Genomic DNA, 17,532 nt, shown 5'->3' with positions numbered 1-17,532 from the left:
TCACGTCGGTGAACGATCCCCGCCGAAGGCTGCCGACCATCAGGCCGGAGCCTCCGGCGGGGATATTTTTGCCAGGGTGAAAGCCGCTCAGCGCTGCGCTGCAAGGGCGCGGGCCAGAACCTCGGCCACCCGCGCGCTGAGCGGCAGGGCCTCCGACAGGATATCGTCCTGCGCCACCCAGGCCGCCTCCAGCGCATCATCGCCCGCCTGCGGCGCGCCCGCCTGCCAGTGGCAGGCCACCGCGACCAGATGATAGTGGAAGGCAATCGCCCCGGTTTCATCCCGGCTGATCGCATCGGTGCAGGCCAGAACCGGGCCTGCGGTGGCGGTGATGCCGGTTTCCTCGGCCAGTTCGCGCAGCGCTGCCGCCTCGACCGGCTCGCCCCAGTCGACCTTGCCGCCGGGAAACCCCCAGAGCCCCGCGTCGGGCGGATTGGCCCGGCGCACCAGCAGCGCCTGATCGCCGCGCACCACCACGGCCAGCACGGCAAGGCGCGGGACCGGCAGGCTCATTGCAGCGCCACCGTCCGAGCCAGCGTGCCATCGGGGCGATAGAGCAGCACCTCGCCGCCCTCGGTGACCACGACAGTATAATCGCGCGCGAAGGTAATCGCCTGCACCCGTGCGCCTGCGGGCAGGGTGATCGCGGCGGGCAGATCGGGCAGCGCGGCCTTGCCCGGCAAGCGGATGACAAGCAGCGCAATGATCGCTACAAGGCCCGCAATCATCGTGGCCGTCAGCGCCGTGACCAGAATTTTCAAAAACCGGATCTCGGGCAACGGGGTCGGATCGGAAGGCATCATGTCGGACATGGAAGAACGCATCCTGCGGCTGGTGATCGAGGCCGGCGAAGACGGGCAGCCCCCCTTTGACCGCCTTGATAAGGCCTTGGCCGCGATTGTGCCAGAGCAGGCGGCGCTGTCACGCTCGCGGCTGGCCCGGCTGATCGCCGAGGGGGCCGTGACGCGCGATGGCGTTGCGGTCACCGATCAGAAGGCGAAGGTCGCGGCGGGTGAGACGTATCAGATCACGCTGGAACCGCCGCGCACGGTGGAAACCCTGCCGCAGGACATTCCGCTGAGCGTGCTGTGGGAAGACGACGATCTGATCGTGATCGACAAGCCTGCGGGTCTGGTGGTGCATCCCGCCCCCGGGTCCGAGGATGGCACGCTGGTCAATGCGCTGCTGCACCACTTCGGCGGCAAGCTGTCGGGGGTGGGCGGCGAAGCGCGCCCCGGCATCGTTCACCGGATCGACAAGGACACGTCGGGCCTGCTTGTGGTGGCGAAATCCGATCGTGCGCATCACGGGCTGGCGCATCAGTTCGAAAAGCACACGGTCCACCGGCACTATCTGGCGGTGGTGCATGGCGTCCCCGATGCCGCCGACCCGCGGCTGCGCGGCACCAAGGGCGTCAGCTTCGAGGCCGGCAATATCCTGAAGATCACCTCGCAGCTTGCGCGGCACAAGACCGACCGGCAGCGGCAGGCCGTGCTGTTCCACGGCGGGCGCCATGCCGTCACCCGTGCCCGCGTGGTCGAGGACTTCGCGGGCGTCGCAGCCCTGGTCGATTGCTGGCTGGAAACCGGACGCACGCATCAGATCCGTGTGCATATGGCGCATGCCGGCCATGGGCTGATCGGCGATCAGACCTATGGCGGGCGACGCAAACTGCCCGCCAAGCTGATCGGCACGGCGGCGCAGGAGGCGGCACAGAATTTCCCGCGGCAGGCGCTGCACGCGGCGACGCTGGGCTTCACCCATCCCGTGACCGGCGAAGAGCTGTCCTTCACCTCGCCCCTGCCCGCCGATATCGAGGCGCTGCTGGCGACGCTGCGCGCGGGGGCTGGCGGCGGCAACTGAACATATCGGTTCAATTTTGCGTCATCTTCGCTTGCCCCCGAACGGGAACCGCTTCATGCTTCGTTGAGTTCCTTGTGATATCCGGCCGCCGCTTCGGGTATCAATTGGTCAACGCCCGGGCTTGAACCCGACGGGGGGCATCCCCATGTGTCGGGGTCTCGATCAGGGAGAAAGGTCGTAGATGACGAGTTATGCCAACCTGCCCGCCCCCAGCCCCGAACAGGGGCTGAACCGCTATCTGCAGGAAATCCGCAAATTCCCTCTGCTGGAACCCGAAGAAGAATACATGCTGGCCAAGGCATGGGTCGAAAACCAGGATGCGAACGCCGCGCATCGCATGGTCACCTCGCACCTGCGTCTGGCCGCGAAGATCGCCATGGGCTATCGCGGCTATGGTTTGCCGCAAGCCGAGGTGATTTCAGAGGCGAACGTGGGCCTGATGCAGGCGGTCAAACGCTTCGACCCGGAAAAGGGCTTCCGCTTGGCCACCTATGCGATGTGGTGGATCCGCGCCGCGATCCAGGAATATATCCTGCGGTCGTGGTCGCTGGTGAAACTGGGCACGACCTCGGCGCAGAAGAAGCTGTTCTTCAACCTGCGCAAGGCGAAATCCAAGATCGGCGCCTATGAGGACGGCGATCTGCGCCCCGAACATGTGGCGAAGATCGCGCAGGATCTGAACGTGACCGAGGACGAGGTGATCTCGATGAACCGGCGGCTGTCGGGCTCGGACGCGTCGCTCAATGCGCAGGTCGGCGCCGCCGAGGGCGATGGCACGACGCAATGGCAGGACTGGCTGGAAGACGAAGACGCCGATCAGGCCGAAGCCTATGCCGAGGCCGACGAGCTGGAGGCGCGCCGCGCGATGCTGGTCGCCGCAATGGATGTGCTGAACGAACGCGAGAAGGACATCCTGATGCAACGCCGCCTGCGCGACGAGCCCGTCACGCTGGAGGAGCTGAGCGCGCAATACGACGTGTCGCGCGAACGCATCCGCCAGATCGAGGTGCGCGCGTTCGAGAAATTGCAGGGTCGGATGCGCATGCTGGCCCGTGACAAGGGCATGGTCGTGCCCTCCGCCGAGACCTGAACCTCTGCCCCGGGGGCGCCGCCCCCGGCCCCCCGAGGCATTTCGGGCAGGATGAAAGAAGAACCCCGGCCCCTCGCCTTGGGGGGAATGGGCGTCCGCCTCTGTGCGGATCAGGCGAGTTTCGCCAGCCGGTCTTCGAGCACGTCGAAGGGCACGCCCGGCTCGTCCTTGGCACAGCGGATCACCAGGCTGGTCTTGACCGAGGCAACATTTTCGGCGGCGGTCAATTGACCGGTCAGGAAGCTCTGGAAGGTGCTGAGGTCAGGCGCCGCGCACTTCAGCACGAAGTCGATCTCGCCGTTGAGCATGTGGCACTCGCGCACCAGCGGCCAGGCGCGGCAGCGATTCTCGAACGCCGACAGGTCCGACTCGGCTTGGCTGTGCAGCCGCACCATGGCGAAAACCTGCACTTCGAAGCCCAGTTCGCGCGGGTTCACATCGGCATGATAGCCCCGGATGAAGCCCGCTTCTTCCAATGTGCGCACGCGGCGCAGGCAGGGCGGCGCCGAGATCCCGACCCGCTTGGCCAGTTCGACGTTGGTCATCCGACCGTCAGCCTGCAGTTCGGCCAGAATTTTCCGGTCGATCTCGTCAAGCTTTGTCGTGGCCATGATACCCTCCGCAATTGCCGCGAAACTTACCCGTCCGGGCGGAAATGCGCAATAATATTTCGCGCAAGGTCATGCAAGGGCAATCGGTCGCATCCCGGGGCTTTCGCCGCATGCAGCGGGGGTTTTCGCCGCTCGGTGCCGGGACTATATCGGAACGCAAGGAACATGAGGAGGCCAGGATGGGCGAGACGAAAAAGACCAAGGTGCTGATCATCGGCTCGGGGCCTGCGGGCTATACGGCGGCGGTTTATGCCGCGCGCGCGATGCTGGAACCTGTTCTGGTTCAGGGCATGCAGCCGGGCGGACAGCTGACCATCACCACCGAGGTCGAGAACTGGCCGGGCCGCACCGAGGTGCAGGGCCCCGATCTGATGGTGCAGATGGAAGAGCATGCCCGCGCGATGGGCACCGAGATCATCGGCGACATCATCCTGGGTCTGGATCTGTCCAAACGCCCCTTCGTCGCCCGCGGCGATTCGGGCACGACCTACGAGGCCGACGCGATCATTCTGGCCACCGGCGCCCAGGCGCGCTGGCTGGGGCTTCCCTCGGAAGAGAAGTTCAAGGGCTTCGGCGTCTCGGCCTGCGCCACCTGTGACGGGTTCTTCTATCGCGGCAAGCAGGTCGTGGTGATCGGCGGCGGCAATACCGCGGTCGAAGAGGCGCTGTTCCTGACCAATTTCGCCGCGAAGGTAACGCTGATCCACCGCCGCGACAGTTTCCGCGCCGAGAAGATCATGCAGGACCGGCTGTTCAAGAACCCCAAGATCGAGGTGATGTGGAACCACACCGTCGAGGAAATCCTGGGCACCGAGGCGCCGCTGGGGGTGACCGGCGTGCGTGCGAAGGACGTGAATACGGGCGCCGAGACGGTCGTGCCCTGCGACGGGTTCTTCGTGGCGATCGGCCATGCGCCCGCGTCGGATCTGGTGAAGGATCACCTGAAACTCCATTCGGGCGGCTATGTCTGGGTCGAGCCGGGGTCGACCCGCACCTCGGTCCCGGGCGTCTTTGCGGCGGGTGATCTGACCGATCACACCTATCGGCAGGCGGTCACCTCGGCCGGGATGGGCTGCATGGCGGCGCTGGATGCCGAACGCTGGCTTGCCGGCGAAGAGGCCTGAGACCAGCCAGAGCCACGATCATGGAAACTCCGCCCGGGAATTCCCTCCGGGCGGAAATTTTGGACCAAGCCGGGCCAAACTGATGGCAAATCCCCCTTATTTCGCTCAATAGTCCCTGATCCGCTTGAATTTTGCCCCAATCAGGGCCTAATCCACCCCGCGTGCAGCGGGTCTTTTGACCCGGCGGCGTTTTACTCATATCCCAAAGTCAGGTTCCAAGATGTCCCTTCCCAACCTCGCCCCGATCCCGGAACTTTACGTTTCCCACGAGTCCGCGCTCAAGCTGAAGGCGGAGGCGGGCAACCTGCCCAGCTGGGATCTGACCGCGCGCCAGATCTGCGACCTGGAACTGCTGATGAACGGCGGCTTCTACCCCCTGAAGGGCTTTCTGACCGAGGCCGATTATGATGGCGTGGTCGAGAACATGCGCCTGGCCGACGGCAGCCTCTGGCCGATGCCGATCACCCTGGACGTGACCGAGAAATTCGCAGAAGGCATCGAACCCGGCCAGGATATCGCGCTGCGCGATCAGGAAGGCGTCATTCTGGCGATCCTGTCGGTCACCGACAAATGGGAACCGAACAAATCGCGCGAGGCCGAGAAGGTGTTCGGTGCCGACGATCTGGCGCATCCGGCGGTGAACTACCTGCACCACACCGCGGGCAAGATCTATCTGGGCGGGCCGATCACCGGCATCCAGCAGCCCGTGCATTACGATTTCAAGGCGCGCCGCGACACGCCCAACGAATTGCGCGCCTATTTCCGCAAGCTCGGCTGGCGCAAGATCGTCGCCTTCCAGACCCGCAACCCGCTGCACCGCGCGCATCAGGAACTGACCTTCCGCGCCGCGCGCGAGGCGCAGGCCAACCTGATGATCCACCCGGTCGTGGGCATGACCAAACCGGGCGATGTCGATCACTTCACCCGCGTGCGCTGCTACGAGGCGGTGCTGGACAAATACCCGCAATCGACCACCACGATGAGCCTGCTGAACCTGGCGATGCGTATGGCCGGCCCGCGCGAGGCGGTCTGGCACGGGCTGATCCGCCGCAACCACGGCTGCACCCATTTCATCGTCGGGCGCGACCATGCGGGCCCGGGCAAGAACTCGGCCGGCCAGGATTTCTATGGCCCCTATGACGCGCAGGACCTCTTCAAGGCGCATGAAGAAGAGATCGGCGTAACCATGGTCGACTTCAAGCACATGGTCTATGTGCAGGAAAAAGCGCAATATTATCCCGCGAACGAGGTCCCCGAGGGCTGCACCGTGCTGGATATCTCGGGCACCGAACTGCGCCGCCGCCTGCGCGAGGGGCTGGAAATCCCGGAATGGTTCAGCTTCCCCGAGGTGGTGACCGAACTGCGCCGCACCTCGCCGCCGCGCGCCCAGCAGGGCTTCACCGTGTTCTTCACGGGCCTGTCGGGGTCGGGTAAGTCGACCATCGCCAACGCGCTGATGGTCAAACTGATGGAGATGGGCGGGCGCCCGGTGACGCTCTTGGATGGCGATGTGGTGCGCAAGCATCTGTCGTCGGAACTCGGGTTCTCGAAAGAGCACCGCGACATCAACATCAAGCGCATCGGCTATGTGGCCTCGGAAATCACCAAGAACGGCGGCATTGCGATCTGTGCCCCGATCGCGCCCTACACCGCCACGCGCCGCGCCGTGCGCGAGATGATCGAGGCCTATGGCGCCTTCGTCGAGGTGCATGTGGCCACCGCGCTGGAGGAATGCGAGGCGCGCGACCGCAAGGGCCTGTATAAACTGGCACGCGAAGGCAAGATCAAGGAATTCACCGGGATTTCCGACCCCTACGAAGCGCCGACCGCGGCCGAGCTGGTGGTGGACACCAAGGATGTGGATGTCGACCACTGCGCCCATCAGGTGATCTTGAAGCTGGAGTCGCTGGGCCTGATCCGCGCCTGATCGCCGTCGACGGAAAAGCGAACGCCCCGGTCCCTGTGCGACCGGGGCGTTTTCATATCTGCGGCGGCGATCGTTCGGGCGCCGAGGGGGCCCTGCCCCCGCGGCTGCGCCGCCCCCCGGGATATTGGGGCCAGAAAGAAAGCCCCGCCCTCAGCACAGAAAAAAGGGGGGCATATGCCCCCCTTTCTGACGGTTCACGGCAAATCGCGCGGATCAGTGCACGCTGAACGCCGTCGCATCATGTTCGCGCGCCAAGGCAAAGGCCATCCAGCGATCCTTGACCAGCGCCAGACGTTCGCCGTTGGCATCGTGCAGCGCGTAAAGCTGCGTCAGACCTGCGGCCTGCGCCTGCACATCTGCGGGCAAGTCGGCGACCGCGACCGGGCGGACATAGACGATACGCTCGCCCACCGGCTCGTCGAAGTTGTATTTCACATCCATGTCAGCCCCCTTATTTGCGTTGGATTGGAATGCTCTGCACCTCCGGGTCGGGCAGCGCGCGGTTCAGATCGACATGCAAAAGCCCGTTTTCAAGGCTCGCCCCGGCGACCTCGACCCCGTCGGCCAGCACGAAGCTGCGCTGGAAGGCGCGCGCGGCAATTCCCCGGTGCAGGAAGATCCGCTCTGCGGCATCGTCGGCCTGACGACCGCGGATCACCAGCGCGCGATCCTCCATGGTGATCGCCAGATCGCCCTCGGCAAAGCCTGCGACGGCCAGCGTAATGCGAAACGCGTCCGGGCCGCATTGTTCGATATTGTAAGGCGGGTAGGCATCGCCCCCCGTCTTTGTGGTCCGCTCGACCAGCCGTTCCAGCTGATCGAAGCCCAGCAGATAGGGATGCGCACCAAAGCTCAGTTTCGTCATCAGGCAAGCCCTTCATCAAGCGACGTTGCAATGCCGGACCCCGCGATGCGGCTGCCCGTCTGGCTCAATATGGGCAGCCAGCGGCGCCCCTGCAAGGGGCGGCCGCGCAGGCGGGGTTGTGGAATTTCCCCCACAAGGGCGCGAAATTGTTATATTAAACCTGACGCCTTCCCGACTCAGCGCGTGGCGCATCGGGGGCCTGACCCAGTGATCGGATGCCGGATATGAACGCACATATCGAGATGAACCCCGAAGAGGTGCTCCGCGTGAAGCTTGGGGTGCTGCGCCGCGAGCACCGCGATCTGGACGAGGCGATCCACGCCCTGGCCGAACGCGGCATGTCCGACCAGCTGCGGCTGGTGCGGTTGAAAAAGCAGAAACTGGCGCTGAAAGACCAGATCGCGCGGATCGAAGACCAGCTGACCCCCGATATCATCGCCTGAACTCTTGCCGTTGGCAGCCCGCTGCCTATAGTGCGCGCTCCAACGGAGGGACGATCATGGGCGTCAAAGTCGGAATCATCATGGGCAGCCAGTCGGACTGGCCCACCCTGCGCGAAGCCGCCAGCATTCTGGACGAGCTGGGCGTGGCTTACGAAACCAAGATCGTCTCGGCGCATCGCACGCCTGACCGGCTTTGGGCCTATGGCAAGGCCGCGGTCGAGCGCGGGCTGCAGGTGATTATCGCGGGTGCCGGGGGTGCGGCGCATCTGCCGGGCATGATGGCGTCGAAGACCCGCGTGCCGGTGGTCGGCGTGCCGGTGCAGACCCGCGCCCTGTCGGGCGTCGACAGCCTGTATTCCATCGTGCAGATGCCCAAGGGCTACCCCGTCGCGACCATGGCGATTGGCGCTGCGGGCGCGGCCAATGCCGGGCTGATGGCGGCGGGCATCCTGGCGCTGAACGATCCGGCCCTTGCCGCGCGGCTTGATGCCTGGCGCGAGGCGCTTTCTGCCTCTATCCCCGATGAGCCCAGCGATGACTAAGATGCTGACCCCGGGCGCGACCATCGGCATTCTGGGCGGCGGGCAACTGGGGCGGATGCTCTCGGTCGCGGCCAGCCGTCTGGGCTTCACCACCCATATCTTCGAACCCGGCGCCAACCCGCCTGCGGGCCATGTCGCGCATCGGGTGACCACCGCGGGCTATGACGATGCCGTGGCCCTGGCGGAATTTGCAGCCTCCGTCGATGTGGTCACCTATGAATTCGAGAACATCCCGACAGAGGCGCTTGATCTGATCGAGGCGACGCGGGTGATCCGCCCGGGCCGCCGGGTGCTGGCGATCAGTCAGGACCGGATCATCGAGAAAACCTTCCTGAACGATCTGGGTCTGGCGACGGCGCCCTGGGCCGAGGTGACCGATGCCGCCAGTCTGGACGCTGCGATTGCCAGGATCGGCACGCCCGCGATCCTCAAGACCACACGGCTGGGCTATGACGGCAAGGGACAGGCACGCATCATGGCGCCCGCCGATGCCCCCGCAGCCCTGGCCGCGATGGAGGGGGCACCCGCCGTTCTGGAAGGCTTCGTGACCTTCAGCGCCGAGATTTCTGTGATCGCCGCGCGTGGGGCCGACGGTGCGGTGTCGTGCTTCGATCCCGGGGAAAACGTGCATAAATCGGGCATTCTGCACACGACCACCGTTCCTGCGCGCATCAGTGAAGGCCTGCGCACCGATGCGGTGCTGATCGCGGCGCGAATCCTCAATGCGCTCGATTATGTCGGCGTGATGGGGGTGGAGCTGTTCGTGACGCCGCAGGGCCTGCTGGTCAACGAAATCGCGCCCCGGGTGCATAATTCCGGGCATTGGACGCAGGCGGGCTGCGCGGTGGATCAGTTCGAACAGCACATCCGCGCCGTGGCAGGCTGGCCGCTGGGCGATGGCGCACGCTATGCCGATGTCGAGATGCTGAACCTGATCGGTGACGATGTGGCGCGCGTGCCCGAGTTCGCCCGCCAGCCGCGCACCCAGATCCATCTGTATGGCAAGGCCGAGGCCAAACCCGGCCGCAAGATGGGCCACATCAACCGCGTGCTCTGACCGCCGGGGCCCTGCCCCGGACCCCGCGGTATTTCAGGCAAGATGAAGGGGCTTTCATCTTGCTCCAAATACCGCGGGGGGAATGGGCCGCAGGTCCAGAGGGGCAGCGACCCTAGCCCTTGCGCAGGGACACCGCGATACCGCCCAGCACCATGATGGCCGCAGCCCAGAATCGCAGCCCGGGCACTTCGGCCAGCAGGGCAGCGCCGCCAAGCGCCGCCAGCAGCGGCACCGACAGCTGCGAGACCGCGGCCAGGCTGGCGGGCAGTTGCGGCACCACCCGATACCACAGCGCATAGCCCAGACCCGAGGTCACCGCCCCCGAAGCGAGCGCGGGCCAGATCCCCCAGTTCGGCGCAATGCTATCCCCCGACAGCAGCAGCCAGCCTCCGGCCAGTGGGGTTGCCAGTGCGAAGTTCAGCGCCGTTGCGGCCAGCGGGTCGCCCGCGCGCCGCCCGTTGAGCGAATAAAGCCCCCAGCCGACCCCACCCAGGGCCATCAGCGCGACCCCGGCCGGATCGACCCGCGCCCCGCCCCCCGGCGCCATCAGCACCACCAGCCCCGCAAAGGCCAGCCCCGATCCAGCGCCAGCGCGTCACCCGCTCGCGCGCGATCAGGGCACCGGTGAACATGGTGATCTGCACCGCGCCGAACAGCACCAGCGCGCCAATGCCCGCATCGACCAGCCCCGAGGCGATTGAAAACCCGAAGACATACAGAAACAGCGTCGCCATGCCGACGCCCGCCACCCGCAGATTGGCCCGCAGCGCCGCCGTGCCGCGCAGGCCCAGCACCAGCCCCAGCAACACCATGGCCCCCGATCCCAACCGCAGCACCGCCACGAAGGCCGGGTCCAGCCCCGCCACGCCCACCGCCATCCGGTTCAGCACCGAATTCGAGGCAAAGGCCAACATCACCAGACAGGTCAGCAGGAACAGGCGCATGGCCGCCACCCTGCCTCGGCGCGCCGCGCGCGGCAATGTTCCTTCGGCAGCAGGCATGAAAAAGGCCCGGGCGATGATGCACCCGGGCCCGATGTTGTCGCGGCAACGGCACTCAGCTGGCCGAATACATGCCCTCGTAGATCGGCACCAGCGTGTCGGTCTCGAACAGCGAACTGACCGAGGTGCCCGACCAGGTGTTCAGGATCGCCTGCGCGAACATCGGCGCGGTCGGCACGATGCGGATATTTTCGCAGTTCTTCACCGCATCGGTCGGTTCGATCGAATCGGTGATGACCAGCGACTTCATCACCGATTTCGACACCCGCTCGACCGCCGGGCCGGACAGAACGCCGTGGGTGATATAGGCGTGCACTTCGGTCGCGCCATTCTCGACCAGCACTTCGGCCGCCTTGCACAGCGTGCCCGCAGTGTCGCAGATGTCATCCACGATGATGCATTTCTTGCCCGAGACATCGCCGATCACGGTCATGCCGGCAACTTCGCCCGCCTTCTCGCGGCGCTTGTCCACGATCGACAGCGGCGCGCCGATGCGCTTGGCCAGTTCGCGCGCACGCGCCACGCCGCCCACGTCGGGCGAGATCACCATCACGTCGTTCAGCTGGCCCTTGAAGTGGTGCAGGATGTCCAGCGCGAAGACCGGGCTGGCATAGAGGTTGTCCACCGGAATATCGAAGAAGCCCTGGATCTGCGCGGCATGCAGATCGAGCGTCAGGATGCGGTCGACACCCGCTTCGGTCAGCAGGTTCGCCACCAGCTTGGCCGAGATCGGCGTGCGGGCCTTGGCGCGGCGGTCCTGGCGGGCATAGCCGAAATAGGGGATGACGGCGGTGATGCGATCGGCCGAACTGCGCTTGAGCGCATCGGTCATGATCAGCAGTTCCATCAGGTTGTCATTGGCCGGGTTCGAGGTCGACTGGATGATATACATGTCCTCGCCGCGGACATTTTCATAGACCTCGACGAAGATTTCCTGATCGTTGAACCGTTCGACCCGGGCATCCACCAGATTGACCGACATGCCGCGGTGCATCGACATGCGCCGCGCAATGGCATTCGCCAAGGGTTTGTTGGCATTGCCGGAAATCAGTTTGGGTTCGGTCATGGCGGGCATCGGAGGGGCACCTTTGAGCTACGGCCGGGGCAGATCCGGCGGATTCGCGAAGATTGCGCCTGCCTTAACACCCGGCTAGCTTGCCCGCAAACATGACGCGCGTGTGAAAGGTGCCCGATGGCCCAGATTGACTATTTTTTCTCTATCTTCAGCCCCTGGACCTATCTTGCAGGCACCCGGCTTGAAGAAATTGCCGCAAAACATGGCGCTGCGGTGACCTACAAGCCGCTGGATCTGCTGGCGCTGTTCGACCGCACCGGCGGCACCCGCCCGGCCGCCCGCCATCCCAGCCGCATGGCCTATCGCATGCAAGAGCTGCAACGCTGGTCCGCCAAACTGGGCAAGCCTATGAATTTCACCCCCGCAGGCTATCCGCCGAACCCGGCGCCGGCCTCTTATGCCGTGATCGCCGCGCAAAAGGCGGGCGGCGGCGATCTGGGCGGGCTGGTGCAGGCGCTGGCCCGTGCGGTCTGGGCCGAGGACCGGAACATTGCCGAGGACGATGTGATCCGCGCCGCGCTCGTCGCCAACGGGTTTGACGGGGATCTGGTCACCACCGGGCTGTTTGCCGGCGCGATGGCCTATGAGAAGAACCTCGAAGAGGCGGTCGAGCGGGGTGTCTTCGGCTCGCCCTTCTATATCGTGGCCGAGACCGACCAGCGATTCTGGGGCCAGGACCGGCTCGATTTCCTCGACGCTCATCTGGCGGGGCTGTAATGCACACGGACATCCGCCAAGGCCACGAGATCTTCTGGCAAACTATCGGCACGGGCCCGCGCCCGGCCCTGGCCGTACACTGCACGCTGGGCGCAAGCCAGCTTTGGGGGCCGGTGCTGGCACCGCTGGGCGAACAGATCAGCGCCATCGCCTTCGATCAGCCGAACCACGGCCAATCCGCCCCCTGGGACGCCAGCGGCGCGGCCCCCGGCGCCTTCCAGACGCTGGTGACGCAGATCGCGGCGGGCTTCATCGACCGCCCCGTCGATCTGATCGGCCACAGCTTCGGCGCCTCGGTCGCGCTGCGCATCGCGGTGGCCGCCCCCGAGGCGGTCCGCTCGCTCACGCTGATCGAGCCAGTGCTGTTTGCCGCCGTCGAAGGCAGCGCGAAATGGCGCGAGCTGCGCGCCCATCAGGACCATTTCGAAGCCGAGATCGCCGCAGGCAACCTGGAGGCCGCCGCGCGCGGCTTCATGGGCGCCTGGGGCGCGGGCGTGCCCTGGGAGGCCCTGCCCGAGCATCAGCGCGCGCGGTTCATCACGCAGATGCCGATGGTCGGCAATATCAGCGCGGCCAATTTCGAAGACCCGGGCCGGATCTGCCGCCCCGACGGGATCGAAGCCATCGACGCACCGGTGATGCTGATTCATGGCGATAAAAGCCCGGCCATCGTGCCCGAAGTCTGCGAGGCCATCGCCGCGCGCCTGTCCGATGTCGGCACCGCCTGCATCCCGGGCGGCGGACACATGCTGCCCGTGACCCACGCCCGGCAGGTCACCGACCTGATCGGCCTTAATCTGGAGCGCAGCTAGGACATACCCGGAGCAAGGGGGCGCTGCCCCCTCGGGCATGCGCCCTCACCCCCGGGATATTTGCGCCAAGGTGAAAGACCACAGGGGAAACAGGCGAAGGTCCTCTTGGTCAGATGCCACGAAGTGCTGGCACGAGCCGGGGGCAGCGCCCCCTGCTGCGTTACCCCAGAAGCGCGAGGAACGCGTCGATCTCGGCCTCGGTCGTGGCCCAGCTGGTGACCATCCGGGCGGCGAGCGGTTCGGCCATGTCGCCTTCGAGCGACTGATCGAAGGGCCAGAGGTAATAGGCCGCCCCCGCCCCTTGAGCCCGGCGATGGGCGGCACGCGGGAAGGCCGCGAAGACCTCGTTGGCATGGGTCGGATGGACCAGCCGCGCCCCGGGCAGCGCCGCGATCCGGGCCGACAGCAGTGCCGCCATCGCATTGGCATGCCGCGCCAGATCCAGCCACAGATCGCCTTCCAGATAGGCCTGCATCTGGGCGGCCAGGAAGCGGTGTTTCGAGAACAGATGCCCCGCCCGCTTGCGGCGCAATTCGAATTCCCAGGCGCGTTTCGGATCGAAGATCACCACCGCCTCGACGCCCATGCAGCCGTTCTTGGTGCCGCCGAAGGACAGCACGTCGACACCCGCGCGCCAGGTCATCTCGGCCGGAGTGCAGCCCGCCGCGACCAGCGCATTGGCGAAACGCGCGCCATCCATATGCACCGGCAGGCCGAAGTCGCGCGCGACCTGTGTCAGGGCCGCCACTTCGGCGGCGGAATAGACCGTGCCCGCCTCGGTCGCGTTGGTGATCGAGACCATGCCACGCTGCACATTATGCACGCCGCCGCGCCCGGTATGGGCGATGGTATGACGCAGCGCCTCGGGCGTCATCCGGGCATGCGCCCCGTCGACCAGCACCAGCTTGGAGCCGCCGGTGAAAAATTCCGGCGCGCCGCATTCATCCTCTTCGATATGGGCGTTGCGATGGCAGAAGATCGCGCCCCAGGGATCGGTTAGCACCGCACAGGACAGCGCATTCGCCGCCGTGCCGGTCGCCACCAGATAGACCGCGGCCTCGGGCGCCTCGAAGATCTCGCGGATCTGCGCCGTCACCGCCGCGTTGAGCGGGTCGGCCCCATAGGACGGCACATGGCCCGCATTTGCCGCGGCCAGCGCCGCCATGATCTGCGGCGCGACGCCCGCGGTATTGTCCGATGCGAAATTCACGACAGATCCTCGATGATGTAATTGTCCCAGTCTTCCTCGGGCACCTCGAACTCGGGCACCGTCCAGCCGCGCACCGAATTGCCGCTGCTGTGCACCGTTTCCCGGTCGCCCGAGATCAGGTAGTGCCACGGCTCCAGCGGCTGGCCATCGAAGCGCAACCGATAGGCGCAGGTCGCCGGCATCCAATAGGCGATGTCTGCGATGTTCTTGGGTGTCAGCCGCACGCATTCGGGCACGAACTGGTGCCGGATCTCGTATTGTGCGCAGCGGCAGGTCTCGCCATCCAGCAGGCGGCAGGCGACACGGGTGAATTCGACCTCGCCGGTGTCTTCATATTCCAGCTTGTTCAGGCAGCATTTGCCGCAGCCGTCGCACAGCGCCTCCCATTCGGCGGGCGTCAGGCTGGTCAGCGGCAGGGTCCAGAACTGGGGGCGGAGTTTGCTCATCGGGGAACCCTGACGCAAAGCGGAAGAAAGGAAAAGGGGCTCAGGCGGTCAAGATTTCGCGCGCCTTGGCGCAATCCGCAGCCATCTGATCCATCAGCGCGGGCAGACCGTCGAATTTGATCTCGGGGCGCAGATAGTCGACGAAGGCCACCGACAGGTGCTGGCCGTAAAGATCCCCGGCGAAATCGAAGATATAGGTTTCGAGGTTCGGGGTATTTTCACCAAACATCGGACGCACACCAAGGCTCGCCGCCCCGATGTAGTTGCCCGCCTGCGGCCCGGTCAGCACATCGACCTTGACGGCATAGACCCCGAGCCGGGGCAGATGCAGCCCGGCCACGCCCATATTCGCCGTGGGATAGCCCAGTTCGCGGCCGCGCTTTTCGCCATGCACCACCTCGCCCTCGATCCGGTGCAGGTGGCCCAGCATCGCCGCCGCATCGCCCGGGCGGCCTTCGGCCAGCGCCGTGCGGATCGCGGTCGAGGAGACCTCGAGCCCGTCGACGTGCAGCAAGGGCGCAATGGTCACATCGAACCCGTAGCGCTGGCCGAAGCCGATCAATTCGGCAACGCCTGCGGTGCGCCCCTTGCCGAACCGGAAATCCCCGCCCACCGCGACATGGGTCACGCCCAGCCCTTCGGCCAGCACGTCACGGGCGAAGGCGTCTGCCTCCATCCCCGCCAGTTCGGCGCCGAACGGCAATTCGTAAAGGTGGGAAACGCCCAGCTTTTGCAGGCGATGCGCCCGGGCCTCGGCATTCATCAGACGAAACGGCGGGGCCTTGGGCGCGAAATATTCGCGCGGGTGCGGCTCGAAGGTGATGATCCCCAGCGGACCGCGACCGCGCGCCAGATCAATCACCGACTGGTGGCCCAGATGCACGCCATCGAAATTGCCCATCGCAACCGATGCGCCGCGCGCCGTATCGGGCAAGCCCTTCCAGTCGGTGAATTTCTGCATCGTCCCCGCCTTGCCGACGAGGCCGCCGGTCAGTTCAGTTTTTCGACGGCGCGAGAACCAGTGCCTCGCCCTTGATCACCACCGTATCGCCCACCATGCAGGTGGTTTCAAGGGTGACACGGCGGCGGGCGTGGTCGATCGCGGTGACCTTGACCTCGGCCTTGACGGTTTCACCCGGGCGCACGGGGGCCAGGAATTTCAGCGACTGGCCCAGATAGATCGTGCCGTGCCCCGGCAGTTGCTCGCCGATCACCGCCGAAATCAGGCCCGCCGACAGCATGCCATGGGCGATCCGGCCCTTAAACATCGTCGCCTTTGCGTAATCGTCGTTCAGATGCACCGGGTTGTGATCGGTCGAGACTTCGGCGAACATCTCGATATCGCGGTCGGTGATTTCCTTGCTCAGCGAGCGCGTCATGCCGATTTCCAGATCTTCGAGGAAAATCGTCTTGGTGGCAGTGGTTTCGGGCGTCGTCATGATCCGGACCTCAGAGTTATGTTGCACTGCGGCATAACAGGCCGGAGGCGCCAAGGCAAGGGTGCGCGCAACTTATTTGCATATTGCCGTAAAAATAAGCAACAATATTGCGACACACCTCCACCCATCTGGGAAGTTGCCTTGGGATCAGGCAGGCTCAGCGCAGCGTGCCGATGGTGAACAGCGGGTCGCGCTGACGCGCGGCAAGCCAGGCCGCCAGCAGTTCGGGGTCGGGGTTCTCGACATCCGGGCCGAACTGATCCGCCGCCAACCCGCCCGAGACGAACAGCACGTCGATCCCCTCGCCCGCCGCGCCCGACACATCGGTATTGATCCCGTCGCCGATCGCCAGAATCCGGCTGTCATCCACACCGCCGATCGCGCTGAGCTTGCGCCGCGCCAGATCGTAGATCGGCGGATGCGGCTTGCCGAAATACATCGCCGTGCCGCCCATTTCCTCGTAAAGCGCCGCCAGCGCACCGGCGCAGTAGATCCGCGTTTCACCCATGTCGACGACAATATCGGGATTGGCGCAGAGCATCGGCAGGCCACGGGTCTTGGCCAGCAAGAACCGCGCGCGGTAATCTTCGGGCACCTCGGTCATCTCGTCGAAGGGGCCGGTGCAGACGATGCCCTCGGCCTCGTCGAAAGGCACCCGTTCGACATCGGCCTGGCCCTGCCATTCCGGCGGAATTTCGGTGAAGAACCCGTCGTCCTTGGCGGGGCCCAGATGCCAGACCTTGCGCCCCACCGCGCCTGCAAGCATCGCATCCTGTGCCGCGTCACCCGAACTCACCACCAAATCCCAGGCATCGCGCGGCACGCCCAGACGGTCCAGCGTGGCAATCACGAACCGGGCCGGGCGCGGCGCATTGGTCAGCAGCACCACCTTGCCACCGCGCGCCCGGAACCCCTGCAAGGCCGCCACGGCTGCCGGAAACGGCGTGACGCCATTGTGCAGGCAGCCCCACAGATCGCAGAACAACGCATCATAGGGGGCCGAAATCTCGGCGAGCGAGGGGAGAATCTGGGTCATCTGGGGCCTTTCCAGGGCAATTGCGGCGGGATGCACAGGGCCTGCCCCGCGCAGTCTTGCCGGGGTATATGGCATGTGCGTAACGCTTTGGCAAAGGTCGCAGTTCCAGATCGGCGGCACGGCGTGACCTTGCAACAGATGGGGGCCCTGCCCCCCTCTTGGCTGCGCCAATTCACCCCCGGGATATTTTTGCCAAGATGAAAGCACTCTTTCACTTTGGCTCAAATATCCCGGGGGTGAGGCCGCAGGCCGAGGGGGCAGCGCCCCCTTTCGC

The 17,532-nt window shown here is 65.6% G+C and carries 21 protein-coding genes and 1 pseudogene; 9 read left to right on the top strand and 13 right to left on the bottom strand.

From position 1 onward, the window contains the following. Positions 1 to 87: 87 nt before the first annotated feature. A complete protein-coding gene (locus tag P2G62_RS11770; RefSeq protein ID WP_275735095.1) occupies positions 88 to 513 on the bottom strand; it encodes an NUDIX hydrolase in 426 nt (141 codons plus the stop codon). Next, the gene (locus P2G62_RS11765) at positions 510 to 812 is read right to left on the bottom strand and encodes a DUF6476 family protein (RefSeq protein WP_275735094.1); all 303 of its coding nucleotides are present in this window, start codon (positions 810 to 812) and stop codon (positions 510 to 512) included. Before P2G62_RS11765 ends, P2G62_RS11770 begins: the two co-directional genes overlap by 4 nt. Here P2G62_RS11765 and P2G62_RS11760 point away from each other — a divergent pair. Together P2G62_RS11760 and rpoH are read left to right on the top strand one after the other, a co-directional pair. Beyond that, complete coding sequence (locus tag P2G62_RS11760; RefSeq protein ID WP_275735093.1) at positions 802 to 1,863, top strand: RluA family pseudouridine synthase; 1,062 nt, start codon at positions 802 to 804, stop codon at positions 1,861 to 1,863. The genes P2G62_RS11765 and P2G62_RS11760 overlap by 11 nt on opposite strands. Before the next feature lie 181 nt (positions 1,864 to 2,044). After that, positions 2,045 to 2,953, top strand: coding sequence for an RNA polymerase sigma factor RpoH (gene rpoH, locus P2G62_RS11755; protein ID WP_275735092.1), 909 nt, complete (start codon positions 2,045 to 2,047; stop codon positions 2,951 to 2,953). Between the two features lie 110 nt (positions 2,954 to 3,063). Here rpoH and P2G62_RS11750 read toward each other — a convergent pair whose 3' ends face one another. Beyond that, positions 3,064 to 3,564 (bottom strand): Lrp/AsnC family transcriptional regulator, encoded by a 501-nt coding sequence (locus P2G62_RS11750; protein ID WP_275735091.1) that lies wholly within the window; start codon positions 3,562 to 3,564, stop codon positions 3,064 to 3,066. A 179-nt stretch (positions 3,565 to 3,743) separates the two neighbouring features. Between P2G62_RS11750 and trxB the strand changes: the two genes are divergently transcribed. Then, on the top strand, positions 3,744 to 4,688 hold the full coding sequence (gene trxB, locus P2G62_RS11745) for a thioredoxin-disulfide reductase (RefSeq protein WP_275735090.1): 945 nt from the start codon (positions 3,744 to 3,746) through the stop codon (positions 4,686 to 4,688). A gap of 220 nt (positions 4,689 to 4,908) precedes the next feature. Next, positions 4,909 to 6,615: a bifunctional sulfate adenylyltransferase/adenylylsulfate kinase gene (locus tag P2G62_RS11740; RefSeq protein ID WP_275735089.1), complete on the top strand. Its 1,707-nt coding sequence runs from the start codon at positions 4,909 to 4,911 to the stop codon at positions 6,613 to 6,615. A gap of 213 nt (positions 6,616 to 6,828) precedes the next feature. Here the strand turns inward: P2G62_RS11740 and P2G62_RS11735 are convergent, their stop codons facing one another. Next, entirely contained in the window at positions 6,829 to 7,056 is a 228-nt protein-coding gene (locus P2G62_RS11735) for a DUF1150 family protein (protein WP_275735088.1), read from the bottom strand. 10 nt (positions 7,057 to 7,066) lie between these two features. Then, positions 7,067 to 7,480: an Hsp20 family protein gene (locus P2G62_RS11730; protein ID WP_275735087.1), complete on the bottom strand. Its 414-nt coding sequence runs from the start codon at positions 7,478 to 7,480 to the stop codon at positions 7,067 to 7,069. Positions 7,481 to 7,704: 224 nt separating this feature from the next. On the opposite strand from P2G62_RS11730, the gene P2G62_RS11725 reads away from it, so the two are divergent. The 3 genes from P2G62_RS11725 to P2G62_RS11715 are packed head-to-tail and all read left to right on the top strand — an operon-like array spanning position 7,705 to position 9,522. Next, on the top strand, positions 7,705 to 7,923 hold the full coding sequence (locus P2G62_RS11725; RefSeq protein ID WP_275735086.1) for a DUF465 domain-containing protein: 219 nt from the start codon (positions 7,705 to 7,707) through the stop codon (positions 7,921 to 7,923). A gap of 56 nt (positions 7,924 to 7,979) precedes the next feature. Continuing rightward, positions 7,980 to 8,465 (top strand): 5-(carboxyamino)imidazole ribonucleotide mutase, encoded by a 486-nt coding sequence (gene purE, locus P2G62_RS11720; protein WP_275735085.1) that lies wholly within the window; start codon positions 7,980 to 7,982, stop codon positions 8,463 to 8,465. Further along, positions 8,458 to 9,522: a 5-(carboxyamino)imidazole ribonucleotide synthase gene (locus P2G62_RS11715; protein WP_275735084.1), complete on the top strand. Its 1,065-nt coding sequence runs from the start codon at positions 8,458 to 8,460 to the stop codon at positions 9,520 to 9,522. Before purE ends, P2G62_RS11715 begins: the two co-directional genes overlap by 8 nt. A 112-nt stretch (positions 9,523 to 9,634) precedes the next feature. Here the strand turns inward: P2G62_RS11715 and P2G62_RS17795 are convergent, their stop codons facing one another. The 3 genes and pseudogenes from P2G62_RS17795 to P2G62_RS11705 form a co-directional block, all read right to left on the bottom strand. After that, positions 9,635 to 10,021, bottom strand: a complete 387-nt coding sequence (locus tag P2G62_RS17795) for a DMT family transporter (RefSeq protein WP_345799267.1) — start codon at positions 10,019 to 10,021, stop codon at positions 9,635 to 9,637. A 115-nt stretch (positions 10,022 to 10,136) separates the two neighbouring features. Then, a pseudogene (locus tag P2G62_RS17790) lies at positions 10,137 to 10,400 on the bottom strand (EamA family transporter); the annotation flags it as partial. Between the two features lie 178 nt (positions 10,401 to 10,578). Beyond that, the gene (locus tag P2G62_RS11705) at positions 10,579 to 11,598 is read right to left on the bottom strand and encodes a ribose-phosphate pyrophosphokinase (RefSeq protein WP_275735083.1); all 1,020 of its coding nucleotides are present in this window, start codon (positions 11,596 to 11,598) and stop codon (positions 10,579 to 10,581) included. A gap of 117 nt (positions 11,599 to 11,715) precedes the next feature. Between P2G62_RS11705 and P2G62_RS11700 the strand changes: the two genes are divergently transcribed. Both P2G62_RS11700 and P2G62_RS11695 read left to right on the top strand, forming a co-directional pair. Beyond that, positions 11,716 to 12,315, top strand: a complete 600-nt coding sequence (locus tag P2G62_RS11700) for a 2-hydroxychromene-2-carboxylate isomerase (protein WP_275735082.1) — start codon at positions 11,716 to 11,718, stop codon at positions 12,313 to 12,315. After that, complete coding sequence (locus P2G62_RS11695; RefSeq protein WP_275735081.1) at positions 12,315 to 13,127, top strand: alpha/beta hydrolase; 813 nt, start codon at positions 12,315 to 12,317, stop codon at positions 13,125 to 13,127. Before P2G62_RS11700 ends, P2G62_RS11695 begins: the two co-directional genes overlap by 1 nt. A gap of 160 nt (positions 13,128 to 13,287) precedes the next feature. Here the strand turns inward: P2G62_RS11695 and P2G62_RS11690 are convergent, their stop codons facing one another. The 5 genes from P2G62_RS11690 to P2G62_RS11670 all read right to left on the bottom strand — a co-directional run bounded on the left by P2G62_RS11690 (position 13,288) and on the right by P2G62_RS11670 (position 17,258). After that, positions 13,288 to 14,337: a low specificity L-threonine aldolase gene (locus P2G62_RS11690; protein ID WP_275735080.1), complete on the bottom strand. Its 1,050-nt coding sequence runs from the start codon at positions 14,335 to 14,337 to the stop codon at positions 13,288 to 13,290. Then, positions 14,334 to 14,783, bottom strand: coding sequence for a YcgN family cysteine cluster protein (locus P2G62_RS11685; protein ID WP_275735079.1), 450 nt, complete (start codon positions 14,781 to 14,783; stop codon positions 14,334 to 14,336). Before P2G62_RS11685 ends, P2G62_RS11690 begins: the two co-directional genes overlap by 4 nt. A gap of 40 nt (positions 14,784 to 14,823) precedes the next feature. Next, positions 14,824 to 15,744, bottom strand: a complete 921-nt coding sequence (locus P2G62_RS11680) for a bifunctional riboflavin kinase/FAD synthetase (protein ID WP_275735078.1) — start codon at positions 15,742 to 15,744, stop codon at positions 14,824 to 14,826. Between the two features lie 34 nt (positions 15,745 to 15,778). Beyond that, the gene (locus tag P2G62_RS11675; protein WP_275735077.1) at positions 15,779 to 16,222 is read right to left on the bottom strand and encodes a MaoC family dehydratase; all 444 of its coding nucleotides are present in this window, start codon (positions 16,220 to 16,222) and stop codon (positions 15,779 to 15,781) included. 157 nt (positions 16,223 to 16,379) lie between these two features. Beyond that, entirely contained in the window at positions 16,380 to 17,258 is an 879-nt protein-coding gene (locus P2G62_RS11670) for a TIGR01459 family HAD-type hydrolase (RefSeq protein ID WP_275735076.1), read from the bottom strand. Positions 17,259 to 17,532: the final 274 nt, after the last annotated feature.

This window comes from Paenirhodobacter sp. CAU 1674, from assembly GCF_029222945.1.
Taxonomy (GTDB): domain Bacteria; phylum Pseudomonadota; class Alphaproteobacteria; order Rhodobacterales; family Rhodobacteraceae; genus Rhodobacter.
Note: the sequence above shows the minus strand (reverse complement) of the source record. Positions and strands in the feature narration are given on the sequence as shown.